Here is a 16,393-nt window from a genome sequence, read left to right on the forward strand (position 1 = left end):
AGGAAGGGATATTTAATTTTTTAACACTTTACACAACTCTGGAACAATATCAATGTACACGGATTCTCCTTCTGCATATATTTTTTTTAAGGACGGATTATCTATTTGAACCATTATTTCACCGAATTCTGTATCTATAAATGATTCAACTGTATTTCCCAAATATACATTTATTTTTACTCTCCCTTTTATTAAACCATCATTATCTTTCAAAATTAGAGATTCTGGTCTTGCCATTAATATCGCTTTTTCTCCAACAGAAACATTTTTTTCATATTTAGGAATTTCTAAATTTTTATTTTTAAATTTTACTATACACTTTTCTCTTTCTATATTTTCAATTTTTACTTCAAAAAAAGCAACTTTTCCAACAAAACCTGCAACAAATTTAGAATTAGGGTTTTCATATATTTCATTGGGTGTTCCTATTTGGATTATTTTACCTTCTTTCATAACAATTATTTTATCTGATAAACTCATAGCTTCAACTCTATCATGTGTAACATATATTGCCGTAATTCCAAGTTTTTTTTGAATTTTTCTAATTTCTATTCTCATTTGTTCTCTTAGTAAAGCATCAAGATTCGATAATGGTTCATCTAAAAGTAATATTGATGGTTCAACTATAATTGAACGCGCTAGAGCTACTCTTTGTTGTTGACCTCCTGATAACTTAGACGGCGCCCTATTTGCAAGTTCTTTTAACCCAACCATTTCCAATGTATCTATTACTTTCTTTTTTATTTCTTCTTTATTCATTTTTTTTAGTTTTAATCCATAGGCCACATTATCAAAAACTGTCATATGTGGAAAAAGCCCATAACTTTGAAAAACAGTTGCAGTATCTCTTTTGTTTGGGGGCAAAAAAGTTATATCCTCATTTCCTATATATATTTTCCCATTTGTTGGAAGCTCAAAACCTGCAACCATCCTTAATGTTGTTGTTTTTCCACATCCAGATGGTCCTAACAATGTAACCAATTCTCCTGGTTTTATTTCAAATGAAGAATTATTTACCGCTATTACTTTTGTATTATATTTTTTATCATAAAATATTTTAGTAACTTTTTCTAATTTTAGGGATACTTGTTTTTTAGTCATTGTTTCACCTCTCATTGAGAAACTGTTTTTTCCAGCGTTTCACTCTCTTTAACCAATAATCTCATAATTCCAAAAGCTGCTAATACTATTATTATTAAAGTAGTAGCCAATACGCTTGCCAGACCAAATCTTAAATTTTCTGAGAAATTATAAATCAAAACAGTAATATGATACCATTTTGCTGAAATCAGGAAAATAACAGCACTTACAGCTGTCATAGATCTTACAAAAGTATACGATAAACTAGATATAAATGCTGGTCTTAATAATGGTAATACTATAGTTTTGAAAACTGTAGGAACATCTGCACCCAAATCCTGTGCTGCTTCTTCTATTGATGGATCAATTTGTCTTAACGCTGCAATTCCTCCTTCAACCCCCACAGGAAGTTCTCTTATAATATAATTTATCACTATAATAGCACCAGTTCCAACCAAAATTATAGGTGGTTTATTAAAAGCTAAAATATAACTAATACCTATTAATGTTCCTGGAATTGCAAATGGTGCCATTATTAAAATTTCAAATATTCTTTTCCCAATAAATTTTTTTCTTACTAAAATTAATGCTGTCATCATTGCTATAATACCAGCAAACGGGGTTGCTATTGAAGCTAAAGTAACCGTATCTGTTATTGCATCTTTTCCTCTTTGTAATGCTTCTTTTATATTTTCTAATGTAAAAGTATAATCTATACCCCAATTTTTCACAAAACAGCCTGCTACTATTGTTCCATATAAAGAAATCAAAAATATTATTATAAATATAATCAAACTTATCAGTATTATTTTTACCGGTTTTGATACCAATTCAGTAATTCTTGGTGATGGTTTTCCCGTTACGGTTACAAAAGATTTTTTTGAAACCCAGAATCTTTGAACTAAAAAGGCTGTTATTGTTGGTAATAACAATAAAATTGATAATGCTGCTCCATTCCCTAATCTATTCATTCCTGTAACTTCCAAATAAGCTTCAACTGATAAAACTCTATAATTTCCAGAAAGAATTAAAGGATTAGCAAAATCTGCCAATGAATTGGTAAAAACCAATAACCATGCGCTTAATATACCCGGCATTGATAAAGGCAGTGTTACACTTAAAAATGTTTTCAATTTAGAAGCATTTAAATCTAAAGAAGCATCTTCAAGAGTTGAATCTATTGAGTGCAAAATCCCGACCATTGTTAAATAAGCAATTGGAAACATGCCCATTGTTTGAACCAGAGTTAATCCTAATAAACCATATATACTAAAATTCTGAAGATGTAAAATTTTTTTAGTTATCAAGCCATTATTCCCAAATAATAATAAAATAGATAAAGTTAAAGAAAAAGGTGGTGAAATCACTGGTAACGTTGCCATAGTACTGAAAAACTTTTTTCCTTTTATTGTTGTTCTTGTTAATACAAATGCAAATAAGAATCCTATTAATGTTGAAAGTGTTGCTGTAGAGATACCAAGTTTAATACTTCCCCAAAAAGCTTTTAAATACTGATTTGTAGTTAATATCTTTTTCCATATTTCAAGTGAGAATTCACCATTTTTTATAAAAGTTAATCTAAAAGCCTCAAATAATGGATAAGCTGTAAATACAGCAACTATTATAAAAATAGCAAGTATAATAAAATTCATTATTGGATCTCTTGAAAAGTTTATTATTCCATAAATTAAGATAAAAATTATTATTATTGAAAACATAAATATATTAGCTAAACTATAAAATTTTAAATATTTATCAATTTCAAAAAATAATATTCCTATTCCCAAAACATCATAATCATTACTTAGAATAGGTGAAAATATTATTCTATATTTAGAATTATTATATTTATAATCTTTTTTAGTAATATAAAATTCGCTATACTCGGCACTTTCTATACCTTTTTTAAATTCATCAGTTTCTATCAAATTTTTATAAAAATTATAAATATTTTTATCTATATAATATTCTGTACTTTCGAAAAAATCCGGAAGTCCATCTATATATATAATTTTCAATGTTTCATTTTCTTTTTCATACTTTTCAATCCATGAGTTATAATCTTTTTCATCTTCACTTATAGACTTTGATATAATATGCCCTGTTTTTAAAAGAGTATCATTTAACATTTTATTATAAGACGATTTTATATTAGAAAATATCCAAAAATCTATTACAGATATTAGCAATAGCAAAATTATAAAATATAAAATCTTTTTATAAGTAAACATATATTTCAACTCCTATATGAGTTTTAAATTAGGCGGCTAATGCCGCCTAATGTATTATATTACTTTGCTCCAATTTCTTTATTCCATCTTTCTACTAATCTTTCTCTATTTGCTGCATCCCAGACGAAATTCTGATTTACTATTCTTAGTTCTTCAATATTTAATGGTGCTTTATCTTTTGGAGCTAATTTTGAAACAGGTAATACAAACCATTCTGATATCATTTCTTGAGCTTCTTTTTTTAACATCCAATTGTATAATTTTTTTGCTGTAACTGGATTTGGTCCGTTTTTTATTAAAGACATTGAAGCTAATTCAAAACCTGTCCCCTCCATTGGAACGGTAACTTTTAATGGAGCTCCATTAGCAATTAATTTAAATAAATCATGAGCATAACCAATAGCAAAAGGTATTTCCCCAATTGCTGCTTGTTTTCCACCAGCAGAACCAGATTTGGTATATTGGTCTATACTATCATCTAATTGATGTAAAAACATAAAAGTTAATTCTTCATCTTCGTGGAACATATGTAAAATTGTAGTTATAACATTATAAGCTGTTCCAGATGTATTTGGATTTGCCACTCTAACCAATCCTTTATATTTAGAATCAATAATGTCAAACCAGCCTTTTGGAGCTTCTAATCCTAATTCTTTTGCCCTTTCAGTATTTGTTGCAAATGCTAATACACCTATGTATAGCCCAATCCAATAATTTTCTGGATCTCTAAATTGTGCAGGAGTATATTGTGCCAAAGGTGACTTATACGGCGTGGTTAAACCTTTTTGCTTTGCTTCAACATGCCCTAAACCTACTCCACCAACCCAAATTGAAGCCTGTGGGTTTTCCCTTTCTGCTTCAAGCCTTGCAACTGTTTCTCCGGTTGAAAGTCTAACCCATTCAACTTTAATACCTGTTTCTTCTTCAAATTTATCAAATAATTCTTTAGCAAGTGGTTCTTCTAATGTTGTATATGCTTTTACAACATCACCAGCTGAAAAAATCATGACACTTAATACTAAAACAATAACCAAACAAAATAACTTCTTCATTTTTACACCCCCATATTAAAGATATTAATTTTTATTCATCTCCTATTATCCAGGAAGCTATATTACTAAAATAAAGATTAATGTTTTCACCTATCTGCGGTATTTTATTTTCAATTGGATTAAACAGAACACAACTTACTATTTTATTTTTTCCAGTTATAATTTCATATTCAACATATGAGCCAAGATAAGTTACTTTTTTTACAACACCAGAAATAGAATTTTCTTTTTTCTTATAACTTAATGATTCAGGTCTTAATACTATTAAAACCTTTTCATCTTCTTTCAATTCGTTATTTCCTGTACAATAGAATTCTTTTTCTATTTCTTCACTATAAACATGATATACATCTTTTTCTTTTTTTATTATTTTTCCTTTAATAAAATTAACTTTACCTATAAAATCAGCAACAAATTTATTCATTGGTCTGGAATATATTTCAAAAGGAGTTCCTACTTGCATTATTTTTCCTTTATTCATAACAACTATTACATCTGATATACTCATTGCTTCTATCTGATCATGGGTTACATAAACACTTGTTATTTTTAATGCTTTTTGTATTTTTCTGATTTCAGATCTCATGGATTCTCTAAGTTTAGCATCTAAATTTGATAAGGGCTCATCAAATAATAAAACTTTCGGTTCCATCACAAGACTTCTTGCAAGTGCAACACGTTGTTGTTGTCCACCAGATATTTGATCTGGACGTCTATTTTCCATACCTTCGAGACCTATTAACTGTATTATTCTTTTCGTTTTTTCTTCTATTTCATTTTTAGATAATTTTTTTAATTTTAACCCAAATTCTATATTTTCTTTAATTGTCATATGAGGAAATAAAGCATAACTTTGAAACATCATGGAAACATCTCTTTTATTGGGAGGAATATTAGTAATATCTTTTTCATCAAGAAATATCTTCCCATTTGTCGGAGTTTCAAACCCAGCTATCATTCTTAATGTAGTAGTTTTACCACATCCAGAAGGTCCAAGAAAGGTTACAAACTGTCCTTTATCAATTTTAAGAGAAAAATTATTAACAGCTATTGTTTCACTCTCTTTACTTTTAAAAATTTTATATATATTTTTTAATTCCAGACTCATACTTGACACCTACCTATTCAGACGCAAAATCGTTATTTACTATAGAAATTTTATTCTTTAAAAGGACTTTCATTAATAGCATAAATGATAAGATAATAAGTATTAACACAACTGAAAAAGCACAAGCTTCAGACAGCCTTCCTGAATCTGTTTGACTTAATATTTGAACTGTCATTAAATTCCAATCTGCAGATACCAGAAATATTGCAGCACTAATTGCTGTCATTGCCCTTACAAAAGAATAAACAAGTGCAGAAAAAAATGCTGGAACAATCAATGGCAATGTTATTTTAGAAAAAACTACTTTATCATTTGCACCAAGTGTATATGCTGCTTCTTCAATTGCAGGATCTATCTGATTTAACAGCGAAACTCCAGTTTGAATTCCCACAGGAATATACCTAAATATAAAATTTAATACTAATATAGCAAATGTTCCTGTTAACAATAATGGCTTTGAATTAAATGCAAGTATATATCCTATACCAACAACTGTACCAGGAACTGCAAAATTAAGTAATGATACAAATTCCAGTGTTTTTTTCCCTGGAAAAGTTTTTCTAACAATCAAAAATGCTATTATCATACCTAAAACTGCTGATATAGGTGTAGAAGTTAAAGCTATTGCTAATGTATCTTTTATCGCTTCTTTGCCGACATCAAATACATACTTAAAATTATCCAGTGTAAATTCATTATTCATTCCCCAAATCTTTGTAAATGCACCCCAGAAAATAGTAACATATATTAATAAAATAAATAATGAAATAATTAAGCACAAGGCAAACAAAAACCATTTTGCAAATTTATTAACACTTTTTAATTGCGATGTCGTTGGTTTGCCGGTAACTGTTATATATTTCTTTTTTCCTATCCAATATTTTTGCAAAATGAAGGCTATTAATGATGGTAACAATAACCATACAGCTAATGCTGCGCCACTACTCAAATCGAACATTCCTGTTATTTGTAGATAAGCCTGCACTGATAAAACCGGGAATCTTGAACCAGCTAATATTAAAGGGTTTCCAAAATCCGCCAGTGATTCTATAAATAAAATTAGCATTGTACTTGCAATACCTGGAACAGATAAGGGCAAAATTATTTTTGTAAAAACCTGCCATCTGGAAGCTTTTAAATTAAATGCCGCATCTTCTAGAGTTGGTGAAATTGTAGATATAACCCCATCAAGTGTTATAAAAGCTACAGGAAAGAAAGTTACTATTTGAGCTATCATTAATCCCCAAATTCCGTAAACAGGAAATGTTCTTATACCAAAAATTTTTGCTGTTATAATACCATTAAAACCGAACAACATTATTATAGCCATAGCACCTATAAACGGTGGAAACACCATAGGAATAACCGCTATAGTTTTAAAAAATTTCTTTAATGGTATATCAGCTCTATTTACGGTATAAGCATAGAGAAAACCTATTAAGGTTCCAATGACAGCAGTTAATGTTGCTATTAAAATGCTGTTTTTAAATCCCTGTTTCATATAATCATTAGAAAGAATAGAATTGTATATTTCCAATGACAATCTTCCATCTTCATTGGTAAAACTGACTATAAAAACCTTAAATAATGGAAAAATTATAAATATAAATAACGAAATAAATATCAAAACAATTAAAATTAATAAAGATGGATTATTTAGCATACTTTTTATTTTATTATAAAATTCCTTATTTCTTATTTTCATAAATCCATCCCTCCAAAAAAAAGGGGGAGTCCCCCTTTATTATTTAACTGGTAAAACTTCTTTTATCCATCTTTCGACAATTCTTTTCTTGTTTTGTGCTGCCCAAATTTCATCAACAGTAATTAATTTTATTGTTGATAATGGCTGTAATGTACCAAAATTAACATCAGACCTTACAGGATAGAAAAATGTTTTTTCATCAACAATTGTTTGTTGGCCTTTTTTCGATAATAACCAATCGACTAAAACTTTTGCTTCATATTTATGTTTTGCACCTTTTACAATAGATACACATGCTGCTTCATAAGGAACCCCTTCTTTTGGAAATACAACTTCAATAGGATATCCCTGTTCTTTAAACTGGAAAAATGCTGGAGTGAATTGAATTCCCAATCCCGCCTGACCAACACCTACTGACTTCGAAGGTCCTGTTCCACTTTGCGTATAGGATTGAACATTTTTAGCTAATTTTTTTAAATAATCTATCATTCCATCTTCACCATAAACTGATATTAATCCAGTAATAAATGCATAAGCTGTACCAGAAGTTTGAGGACTTGGATATTGAATCATATTTCTATATTCAGTTTTTAATAAATCCATCCAGCTCTTTGGGAGGTCTGCTTTTATCTGCTCTAAAACTTTCAAATTAACTCCTATACCCAGCGGGTTCATATAAAAAGCATGATAATAACCTTCCACATCATAAAAATTAGGAGCAATGCCATATACACTTGTAGTTTTATATGAAGTAGTCAATCCTCTTTCTTTTGCAATAATATGATTTGGCATTGGAGCTCCAAACCAAACATCAGCCTGCGGATTCTCTTTTTCAGCTTCAAGTCTTGCTAATGCTGGACCAGAAGAAAGGAAAATATATTTTACCTCTATACCCGTCTGCTTTGAAAATGCATTTAAAATCTTTCTCGCATTTGCTTCGTCAACACTGCTATAAATAATTAATTCGGAAAATGATAATACAAATAGAGACAAAATCAACATAAACAATATGCCTTTTTTCATTTCAATTCCCCCCTTAAATTTTTATACAATAATATAATAATAAAAAAATGCTTTAATATACGCTCAAAAATGTATTAAAAATGTAACTATATTAAAATAAATTCTTTAGGAAAGTTAATATATTTCCTTTCATCATATATAGGAAAGTATTTAGGTAGTAGATTGTGAAGTAATCATTATTTAAGACGTTAATTTGAAGAAATTCTTTATTATTATTTAGAATCTTTATTTTAAATAAGGGTATATTATTATCCTCTAAAATTTTACCGATTATTTTAGCAGAAGCTACTTTTTCTGAGATAGTTAAAATTTTATACAATCTCTTTTTATTTTTATAATCTTCAATATATACTCCCTTTTCATGATTAAAAGCTATTACTTTATTATTTTCATTTACAACTTCACTTGCCAGGTTAATTGGTAAAAATAATTTCTCCTTAAGCCTTTCTTTGATATACTGTAAATCTTCATTGTTTTCAGTTCCATATATCATATCATTTATTTTTATATTTTTTTCAATTTCAAAATATTTTATACTTCCATCTAAAAAATAGATTTTCCCAAAAATACCTTTGTAGTTTTCTTTTTCTGTTGAAGGAGATATATAATTATAAACTGGTAATTTATTAATTCTTTCCCATATATCGAAAATAAAATCGGGATCTTTTATCTCATAGAAAGATAAATATTTCATTGAAACTATCATTTTTATTGGCGTTGACGAATTATATCTTCTTATCATTTCATTTTTATCATTTATAAAAAACACTCTATTAAAATCTTTATTTAAGATATATGATTCAAAATATATTATTATTATCACCAGAAACAAAAAAATAAATATATATCTCTTTATCTTTTTATCATCCATTTTCTATCCACTCCATTGAAAATTTCAAAGTTACTATAGTTCCATTGTTTCCTTCAATCGTTATATCTCCATTATGTTTTTTCATTATTTCTTTTGTTATACACAATCCAAGTCCATAACTTGTTTTCCCACTTTTTGAAAAAAAAGGATTAAAAATTTTTTCTAAATTTTCTTTTTTTATGCCAATACCATTATCTTTCAAAACAACATAATATTCTTCATTTATTAAAAAGGATTCTATCGTTATCTTAGAACATTTACTATGTTTTATTGAATTGTCAAGAATATTTAAAATTACTTCTTTTATCTTTTCATAATCAAATAATAGAATTCTATTTTCGATATTATTTTCAACTATTATAGAAAATTTCTTTAACCTTGGATTTAATATACCTACGCATTCATCAATAACCTTTTTTATATTATGTTTTTTAAAATTAAATTCAAAATCATTTTTATTCATTTTAGATATGTAAAGTAATTCCTCAACCAACTTTAATAATCTATTACCTTCTTTTGTAATATAATTTATAGAAATGTTTTTATCTTTTTCATCTTTTAATCTTAAAAGAAGATTTGCATGACCTAATATTGAAGTTATAGGTGTTTTTAATTCATGAGTTATATTATCTATAAAAACTTTTTGTTTTTCTTTTTCTTCTTTTAATGACTTTATATAATGTTCCAATTTTTCAATCATAATATTAAATGATTTTACAAGAGAATTTATTTCATCATTACTTTTAATAGATATACGTTCATTAAAATTTCCATTAGCTATTTTCTCTGTTTCTTCCTGTAATTTTCTTATTGGTGTTGTAATTGAATTAGAAAAAAAGAAATTCAAAATAACAACAGCAAGTATCGAAAGTAGGCTAATTATAATTAAAGTAATTTTTATATTGTCTATTAATCCAAATTCTAACTCCATTGGATAAATAAACCTTATAACTCCAATAACTTCGTTTTCAAAAAATATTGGACTTGAAAAAAACAAAGTAATTTCATTTCCATCCTTTTTTAATATATAATTTTTCATACTATTAGCAGCATAATGAATATCCTGATATACATATAATTTTTTTGTAATCACACTATCAGCAAGCAAATTTTTTCTATTATCATATATTTCGATATGGAAATGATATTTTCTAAATAAATAGTCGGCAATAAATGGCGAAAGTTCATTTAATTTAGTATAAATATTTTCATTCCTATATTTTTTTAATGTATTTATAATATATATCTGACTTTCCTGACTATACTCTGTCATTCTATTTATAACATTTGATATAATATTTTTTTGAAATGTATTTAATGTTATAAAAAAAATTACTATTAAAATAATAATAGTGGAAGATATATTTAAAAATAATATTTCATTTTTTATGCTATTTTTCATCATCCACCTCTAATTTATATCCAACACCATAAATTGATTTTATATATTTATTATATTTTCCCATCTTTTTTCTTAATCTTTGAATTGCCATATCAACAGCTCTCGTATCAACATCATTTTCGTATCCCCAAACTCTTTCTAGCAAAAAATCTCTTGATAAAACCTGATTATAATTACTCATAAATAAATTCATCAATTCAAATTCATTTTTTGTTAAATATATTTTTTCTTTATTTATATAAAAATCACGGGATTTATTTTTTATTTCTAATCTCCCTATAGAAAATCCACTTGGTTCTATTTCTGCTTTTTTTATCCTTTTTAAAATATTTCTAATCCTCAAAATTAATTCTTTGCTATCAAACGGCTTTGGAATATAATCATCTGCCCCTAATTCTAATCCTAATAACTTATCATTTTGATTATTTTTAGCAGTTAATATTATTATAGGAATTTTATAATTGATAAATTGCATTTGTTTCAACAATTCAAAACCATCATAATCTGGAAGCATTAAATCCAAAACAACAAGATCTGGATACTCTTTTTTAAATAAAAGCAACCCTTTATCTCCATTTTCTGCAGTTATAACTTCAAAATTTTCAAGAATTAAGTTCATTTTTATAAGATCCAAAATACTTTTTTCATCTTCAATTATCAATATTTTCATAGAATCCTCCTTTCGTTTCTCTAATGTTATTATACCATTAATATTTTTTATTCATCTACAATTTTCTAAGCCTTTTCTAAGCAAATACTAAGTTTCTTTTAAGGTAAGTAAGTTATTATATAGTTGTCGAAGGACAAATAAAAAAATAAAAATACTATGGAGGTGTTATTATGAAAAAGTTTTTAACAGTATTATTAATTGGTGGAATGATGGCAGGTTCTATTTTTGCATTTAATGCAAATGCTCCAAGGGTATATCATGATTCAGATGTTGCACCAATGTATGAGAATTATTCAGGAATTCGTGGCGGTTATATGTTCTCAGATGAAGAATTAATTACTGCAAATGGAACTATTGAATCTATTGAAGAAAATGAAAATTATCCAGGAATGTTAGAAATTAAGGTTAAAATTGACAACGGTGAAATTGTTGAATTACATGCAAATTCTTATTTTGTAAATGATTTAGAAGTAGGAAAAAATATAGAATTAAAAGGTTGGATAATTAAATTAAATGATGAAACAATATTTAAACCAATTGAAAGCAAAATAGATGGTAAAGAAATAGTGTTAAATGGTTTTGGAGGTATGGCAATGAGAGGTTCTGGATATACAACAATGCAAGGTTATATTCCAAACAGAAGACCTGTTAATAATTTTAGAGGAATGAGAAATTCTCACAACTTAAATTACAACAATTGGAATCACAAACCTATGATGAATAATTACTACAATAATTATAATTATAGAAATCCTGCACCATACAATCAAATGCCAGGGTATTCACCTATGAGAAATCCTGCACCAATGCCACGAGGAAGAAGATAATAAATATAAACACTAAACCTATTCAGCAAAAAACTTTAAGTTAATTTTTTCGTGCATTTCACCATATATTATTATAAATAAAACGGGATCAAAAATCCCGTTTTATTTATTTTTATATACTTTTTACAAACCAATTTTTATACAACCGAATTATATCACATTTCACTAATATATTTGAAAAATCATTAAATAACACTCTGGATAAATTATATAAAGAATATAATATAATACCAGATATAGATGATGTACCAACAAAATTTGGAAATTTAATAGAAGAATTAAGTAAAAAATACAAAGAAAAAACAGTAATACTCATAGACGAATATGAATCACCAATATTAGAACATATAAACAATAAAGAAAAAGCGGAAGAATTTAGAGCATTTTTAAGAGAATTCTATAAAAAAGTAAAAACAAAAGATGAATACATAAAATTTGTATTCATAACCGGGATTACAAAATTCACAAAAACAGGAGTATTTTCAGCACTTAATAATTTAAATGATATATCTCTTGATACAGATTATTCGCAAATGTTTGGATATACCCAAAATGAATTAAAAAATTATTTTAAAGAATATATAGAACAAACAGCAAAAAAGTTTAATATAACAAAGGAAGAATTACTAAAAGAAATGAAAAGATACTATAATGGATTCTCATTTGACGGAGAACATTATGTGTATAATCCATTTTCAATATTAAAATTCTTTCAAAAAAAGAAATTTCAAAATTACTGGTTTGAAAGTGGCTCACCATCATTTCTATCAAAATATATAGAAGACAAAAAAGTAACCTATGAGGATTTAGTAAAAAACACAGTAAGTAGCGATGATTTTACAACAAGGGAAATAGAAGATGCAAATGCAAATATATTCTTCACACAGGCTGGATATCTAACATTTAAAGGAATAAAAAGATATGGATTAACAGAAAAATACATATTAGATTATCCAAATCTCGAAGTAAAGAACAGTTTTTCAAAACTAATATTAGAATCAAATTACAAACCAAAAGAAGAAGCATATGAAAGGGTATATGAAATATATGAAAAAATAGAAAAAAATGACATAAAAGGATTAATAGAAGAAATAAAGAAGATAATAAGTGCAATACCGTATAACTTACACAAAAAAGAAGAAAAGTATTATCATTCATTAATATTTACAATAATAGCATCAGCAGGAATAGACGTAAAAGCAGAAGAATTAACAAACTTAGGACGAAGCGATTTAGTAATAGACTTTGATGAAAGGATATATCTTTTTGAAAAGGGTGTCCAAAAAGTAAAGTTGCTCAAACCTTAATTGCTAATCTTCAAAAATAGCATATTTTCGCCGGTCGTATCAGACTCACATCCATGTTCGGCTTCACTCAATTTTGCATCCATGCAAAATTGACCGGCTTCATATGCTATTTTTTCAGGCAATTTTCGAGTTTTCGCTTACTTTACTAATTGGACACCATATTTTTGAAATCAAAGTGGATAAAAGTGCAATTGATGCAATAAACCAGATAAAAGAAAAGAAATATTACGAAAAATACAGAGGAAAGGAAATATATATAATAGGAATTAACATCAATTCAGAAAAAAGAAATATTGAAAATTATATAATTGAAAAAATATAACTCCAGCTTTTGCTGGAGTTTTTTACTAACATTTTTCCTAATTATAATTGCCCTGAGTTTGACACTTATATTCCAAAGCAATGTTTAAAAATCTGAAATAATCAGAAAAATATACTATGTTAATTTTTTTATTAAAACCGAAATTAACCACACACCTTCCTTTTTTCGGCTTTTAATACGGCTTTTAGTGATATTTGTTTTTAAACTCTTTTAAATCCGTCATTTTTTTTTTGAATTTCTATTTTTAATGTTTTTAATCTATTTTTTTGAAATTCGCTCAAATTAACTCTTAATTCAAATTTTTTATCTTTTATTCTTATTTCTGAATATTCCATATTTTTTAAAGCATCTCTTATTTTATCATGATAGTATTCTATGTTGTTTTTTTCTAGTTCTAATTCGAGTGTTCTTAGTATTATGTAAGATATGAAACTCATTACTATATGCCCTTTTATTCTTTTTGGTGTCCAGTGAAATATTGGTCTTGTTTCTAGATAATTTTTTAGCGTTCGAAATGTTTTTTCTACAGCTTTTATATTATCTCTATTCATCATTCCTCTATCTGCTACTACTATTACTTTTTCCAATTGATATTCTTTTTTCATTTTTTTTAATTTCACTATCAAAGTCAGTGATAAGTCCAAAATTATATGAATTATTTTATTTCAAATTTAACTTTAAAATAGATCTCATTTATTTCTTTAATTACCGGTTGCAATTCATATTTTTCTCCTCTAAAGATAAGTTCGAAATTTTTAGGGTTAAAATTTCTAAGAATATCTTTCACATCAATACCATTTATTGTTTTAATATCCCCAATGTTTGAGTCTACATAGTTATAATTTTCTGTCGCTTTAAACCATTCATCTAATCTTTCATCAAAATGTTCAAAATGATTCCTGAATTTTCTTGATTTTATTAAAGAATCTTCTGAAATTTTCAATCTTTGTCGTAGTTTCTCACCTCGACGCTTATAATTTTGGTTTGGCCAAAGAATTTTAGAAATATTTGCAACTGATATTAAAAAATTTTGTAAGTTATACCATACAATCTCTACATTATTATTTTGTAATCCTAGTTCAATTTGTCTTAATGCAATAAAAGAAAATTCGCATTGACGTCTAATTTCGCTAAGAAATATTTCAAACAAGAATTCTTCCATTTTTATCCCTCCAAAATGGTCTGTATATTTTTTAAACACCTCAAATTTTCTTTTTTATTATTTTCAATGTTTCACTTAATTCGTTGTATATATTTACAGAACTCTTATTTAAATAGTCGCAATATTCAGAAAGCAAATCAATTTTTTTTAATTCCTCAGCATCAAAATAGTTATAAATGTTATTGATAAAATCCTTTTTACATTTTTTTTTATAAAGTCTCATTATTGTATATAAATAAACTTTTAATTCCAAATTACTTTCATCAATTCCCCATGACCAAAAATGTAAAATATTATCATTTTCTAAAGTAAAATCAATAAATTTAGTATATTTTTTATTTTTCAATTTCAAACAAGCAATAAATTCTCCAAGTATTTTATATAAAATTTTATTTTCTACTATATCCGATCTTGCATTATAAAGATGTTGTAAATGGTAAAATAAAAAAGAACAAAAAGAGGAAAATAAAAATGAACAAAAATGTACAAAAAGGATAAAGAAATAATGATATCCTTCTTTTCGGAAAGGAGGATACCAAAGATGGAGAAAGCGACTTGACCCCCGAAAATTAGACAAAAAATAAGAAAAACTCATTTTTTCACAGAAACGAAAAAATCAGAAAAATCATAAGACGAAATAAAATCATTGAAATTATCATTAAAAAGATAAAAAATGAAATCGGGAGTAAGGTACTTTAAAGACCTTTTGCAGCTTTTCTTCGAAAAGCGAAAAAATAAAATAGTATAATAAATAGATATTACTTATAAACAAACTATATAGTTATTTTAAAATATGAATAGCATTAAAAATTATTATAAAAATCAAAATTATTTTTTGCGAAGCAAAAATGATCATAAAAATAAATATAGGAAATATAATAATTATAAACATCATCGATATCGTTAAAAGAAATATATTCAACAAATTCTCTTTGGACAGAAGAATGAAATGATTCAATAAAAGCTTTTCTTGATTTTTAATCAAGAAAAAAGTATTAAGAATTAAAATAAAATCCTAAAATCTGCGAAGCATGTTAGGTTGTTTTTATATCCAAATTCATGAGTAATATTGAGATCACTCATAAACGGCTTTTCTTCGAAAAGCTGTTTAATGAAAAATAATTATTAAAATAAAAACCGAATAATTTTTGGCTTTGCCAAAAAGTTATAGTAATATTAGCTTTGAATTGAGGACCATTATCAGTTCTAATAATTAAATTTTGAGGTATAGCATTTCTAAATTTAATAGCCTGTTAATAAATAAAATTTTTAATTTTATTTATTAAAGAATAAAATACTAATTAAAAATCAAAATATTTGCGAATGATAATGAGCATGTTAAAATCAATAATACTTAGAATACCAACAAATCCGAAACATTTGCTTCGCAAAGAAATAAGGAAATAAAAAATATAATTATAAAAAAACATAATAATATTTATTCCATAAATATTAAAAAACAAATTTAATATCATCTTCCCAATACTGATTAGGACCAGTAATATTATGATTTTTAGGTCTTTTTTTAGGATGTTTTGAATGACGATGATAATTTCGAGTTAAATTGAGTTCTTTTCTTAATCTATGAATTTTTTTGTGATTAATAATAATACCGTATTTTTGTTTAAATACA

General features: G+C 26.4%; 14 protein-coding genes and 2 pseudogenes. 3 read left to right on the top strand and 13 right to left on the bottom strand.

Features of this window, described 5'->3' with window-relative positions; genetic code table 11:
• Positions 1 to 12: 12 nt before the first annotated feature.
• From XO12_RS06625 to XO12_RS06665, 9 genes are all read right to left on the bottom strand, one after another.
• A complete protein-coding gene (locus XO12_RS06625) occupies positions 13 to 1,101 on the bottom strand; it encodes an ABC transporter ATP-binding protein (RefSeq protein WP_175419956.1) in 1,089 nt (362 codons plus the stop codon).
• A gap of 11 nt (positions 1,102 to 1,112) precedes the next feature.
• Positions 1,113 to 3,311: an iron ABC transporter permease gene (locus tag XO12_RS06630; RefSeq protein WP_175419957.1), complete on the bottom strand. Its 2,199-nt coding sequence runs from the start codon at positions 3,309 to 3,311 to the stop codon at positions 1,113 to 1,115.
• Positions 3,312 to 3,370: 59 nt separating this feature from the next.
• Positions 3,371 to 4,363, bottom strand: a complete 993-nt coding sequence (locus XO12_RS06635; RefSeq protein ID WP_047265468.1) for an ABC transporter substrate-binding protein — start codon at positions 4,361 to 4,363, stop codon at positions 3,371 to 3,373.
• Between the two features lie 31 nt (positions 4,364 to 4,394).
• Complete coding sequence (locus XO12_RS06640; RefSeq protein ID WP_047265467.1) at positions 4,395 to 5,471, bottom strand: ABC transporter ATP-binding protein; 1,077 nt, start codon at positions 5,469 to 5,471, stop codon at positions 4,395 to 4,397.
• Positions 5,472 to 5,484: 13 nt separating this feature from the next.
• Positions 5,485 to 7,176 (bottom strand): iron ABC transporter permease, encoded by a 1,692-nt coding sequence (locus XO12_RS06645; protein ID WP_047265466.1) that lies wholly within the window; start codon positions 7,174 to 7,176, stop codon positions 5,485 to 5,487.
• A gap of 39 nt (positions 7,177 to 7,215) precedes the next feature.
• A complete protein-coding gene (locus XO12_RS06650) occupies positions 7,216 to 8,199 on the bottom strand; it encodes an ABC transporter substrate-binding protein (protein ID WP_047265465.1) in 984 nt (327 codons plus the stop codon).
• A 91-nt stretch (positions 8,200 to 8,290) separates the two neighbouring features.
• Positions 8,291 to 9,070 carry a DUF3919 family protein gene (locus tag XO12_RS06655; RefSeq protein ID WP_175419958.1) on the bottom strand — a complete coding sequence of 260 codons (780 nt, stop codon included), beginning with the start codon at positions 9,068 to 9,070 and terminating at the stop codon, positions 8,291 to 8,293.
• Complete coding sequence (locus XO12_RS06660; RefSeq protein ID WP_047265463.1) at positions 9,063 to 10,472, bottom strand: HAMP domain-containing sensor histidine kinase; 1,410 nt, start codon at positions 10,470 to 10,472, stop codon at positions 9,063 to 9,065. Before XO12_RS06660 ends, XO12_RS06655 begins: the two co-directional genes overlap by 8 nt.
• Positions 10,462 to 11,142: a response regulator transcription factor gene (locus XO12_RS06665; protein ID WP_175419959.1), complete on the bottom strand. Its 681-nt coding sequence runs from the start codon at positions 11,140 to 11,142 to the stop codon at positions 10,462 to 10,464. Before XO12_RS06665 ends, XO12_RS06660 begins: the two co-directional genes overlap by 11 nt.
• Before the next feature lie 170 nt (positions 11,143 to 11,312).
• Between XO12_RS06665 and XO12_RS06670 the strand changes: the two genes are divergently transcribed.
• From XO12_RS06670 to XO12_RS06680, 3 genes and pseudogenes are all read left to right on the top strand, one after another.
• Complete coding sequence (locus XO12_RS06670) at positions 11,313 to 11,969, top strand: hypothetical protein (RefSeq protein ID WP_047265461.1); 657 nt, start codon at positions 11,313 to 11,315, stop codon at positions 11,967 to 11,969.
• A gap of 167 nt (positions 11,970 to 12,136) precedes the next feature.
• A pseudogene (locus tag XO12_RS06675) lies at positions 12,137 to 13,240 on the top strand (AAA family ATPase); the annotation flags it as partial.
• Positions 13,241 to 13,379: 139 nt separating this feature from the next.
• Positions 13,380 to 13,598: a PD-(D/E)XK nuclease domain-containing protein gene (locus XO12_RS06680; RefSeq protein ID WP_175419960.1), complete on the top strand. Its 219-nt coding sequence runs from the start codon at positions 13,380 to 13,382 to the stop codon at positions 13,596 to 13,598.
• Positions 13,599 to 13,798: 200 nt separating this feature from the next.
• On the opposite strand, the gene XO12_RS06685 is transcribed toward XO12_RS06680, so the two are convergent.
• From XO12_RS06685 to XO12_RS11240, 4 genes and pseudogenes are all read right to left on the bottom strand, one after another.
• Positions 13,799 to 14,203 (bottom strand): hypothetical protein, encoded by a 405-nt coding sequence (locus tag XO12_RS06685; protein ID WP_175419961.1) that lies wholly within the window; start codon positions 14,201 to 14,203, stop codon positions 13,799 to 13,801.
• A gap of 50 nt (positions 14,204 to 14,253) precedes the next feature.
• The gene (locus XO12_RS06690) at positions 14,254 to 14,760 is read right to left on the bottom strand and encodes a hypothetical protein (RefSeq protein WP_175419962.1); all 507 of its coding nucleotides are present in this window, start codon (positions 14,758 to 14,760) and stop codon (positions 14,254 to 14,256) included.
• A gap of 40 nt (positions 14,761 to 14,800) precedes the next feature.
• Positions 14,801 to 15,106 carry a hypothetical protein gene (locus tag XO12_RS06695; RefSeq protein ID WP_175419963.1) on the bottom strand — a complete coding sequence of 102 codons (306 nt, stop codon included), beginning with the start codon at positions 15,104 to 15,106 and terminating at the stop codon, positions 14,801 to 14,803.
• A gap of 1,106 nt (positions 15,107 to 16,212) precedes the next feature.
• Positions 16,213 to 16,393 (bottom strand): annotated as a pseudogene (locus tag XO12_RS11240) (IS3 family transposase); the annotation flags it as partial.

Source organism: Marinitoga sp. 1154 (genome assembly GCF_013363285.1).
Classification (GTDB): domain Bacteria; phylum Thermotogota; class Thermotogae; order Petrotogales; family Petrotogaceae; genus Marinitoga.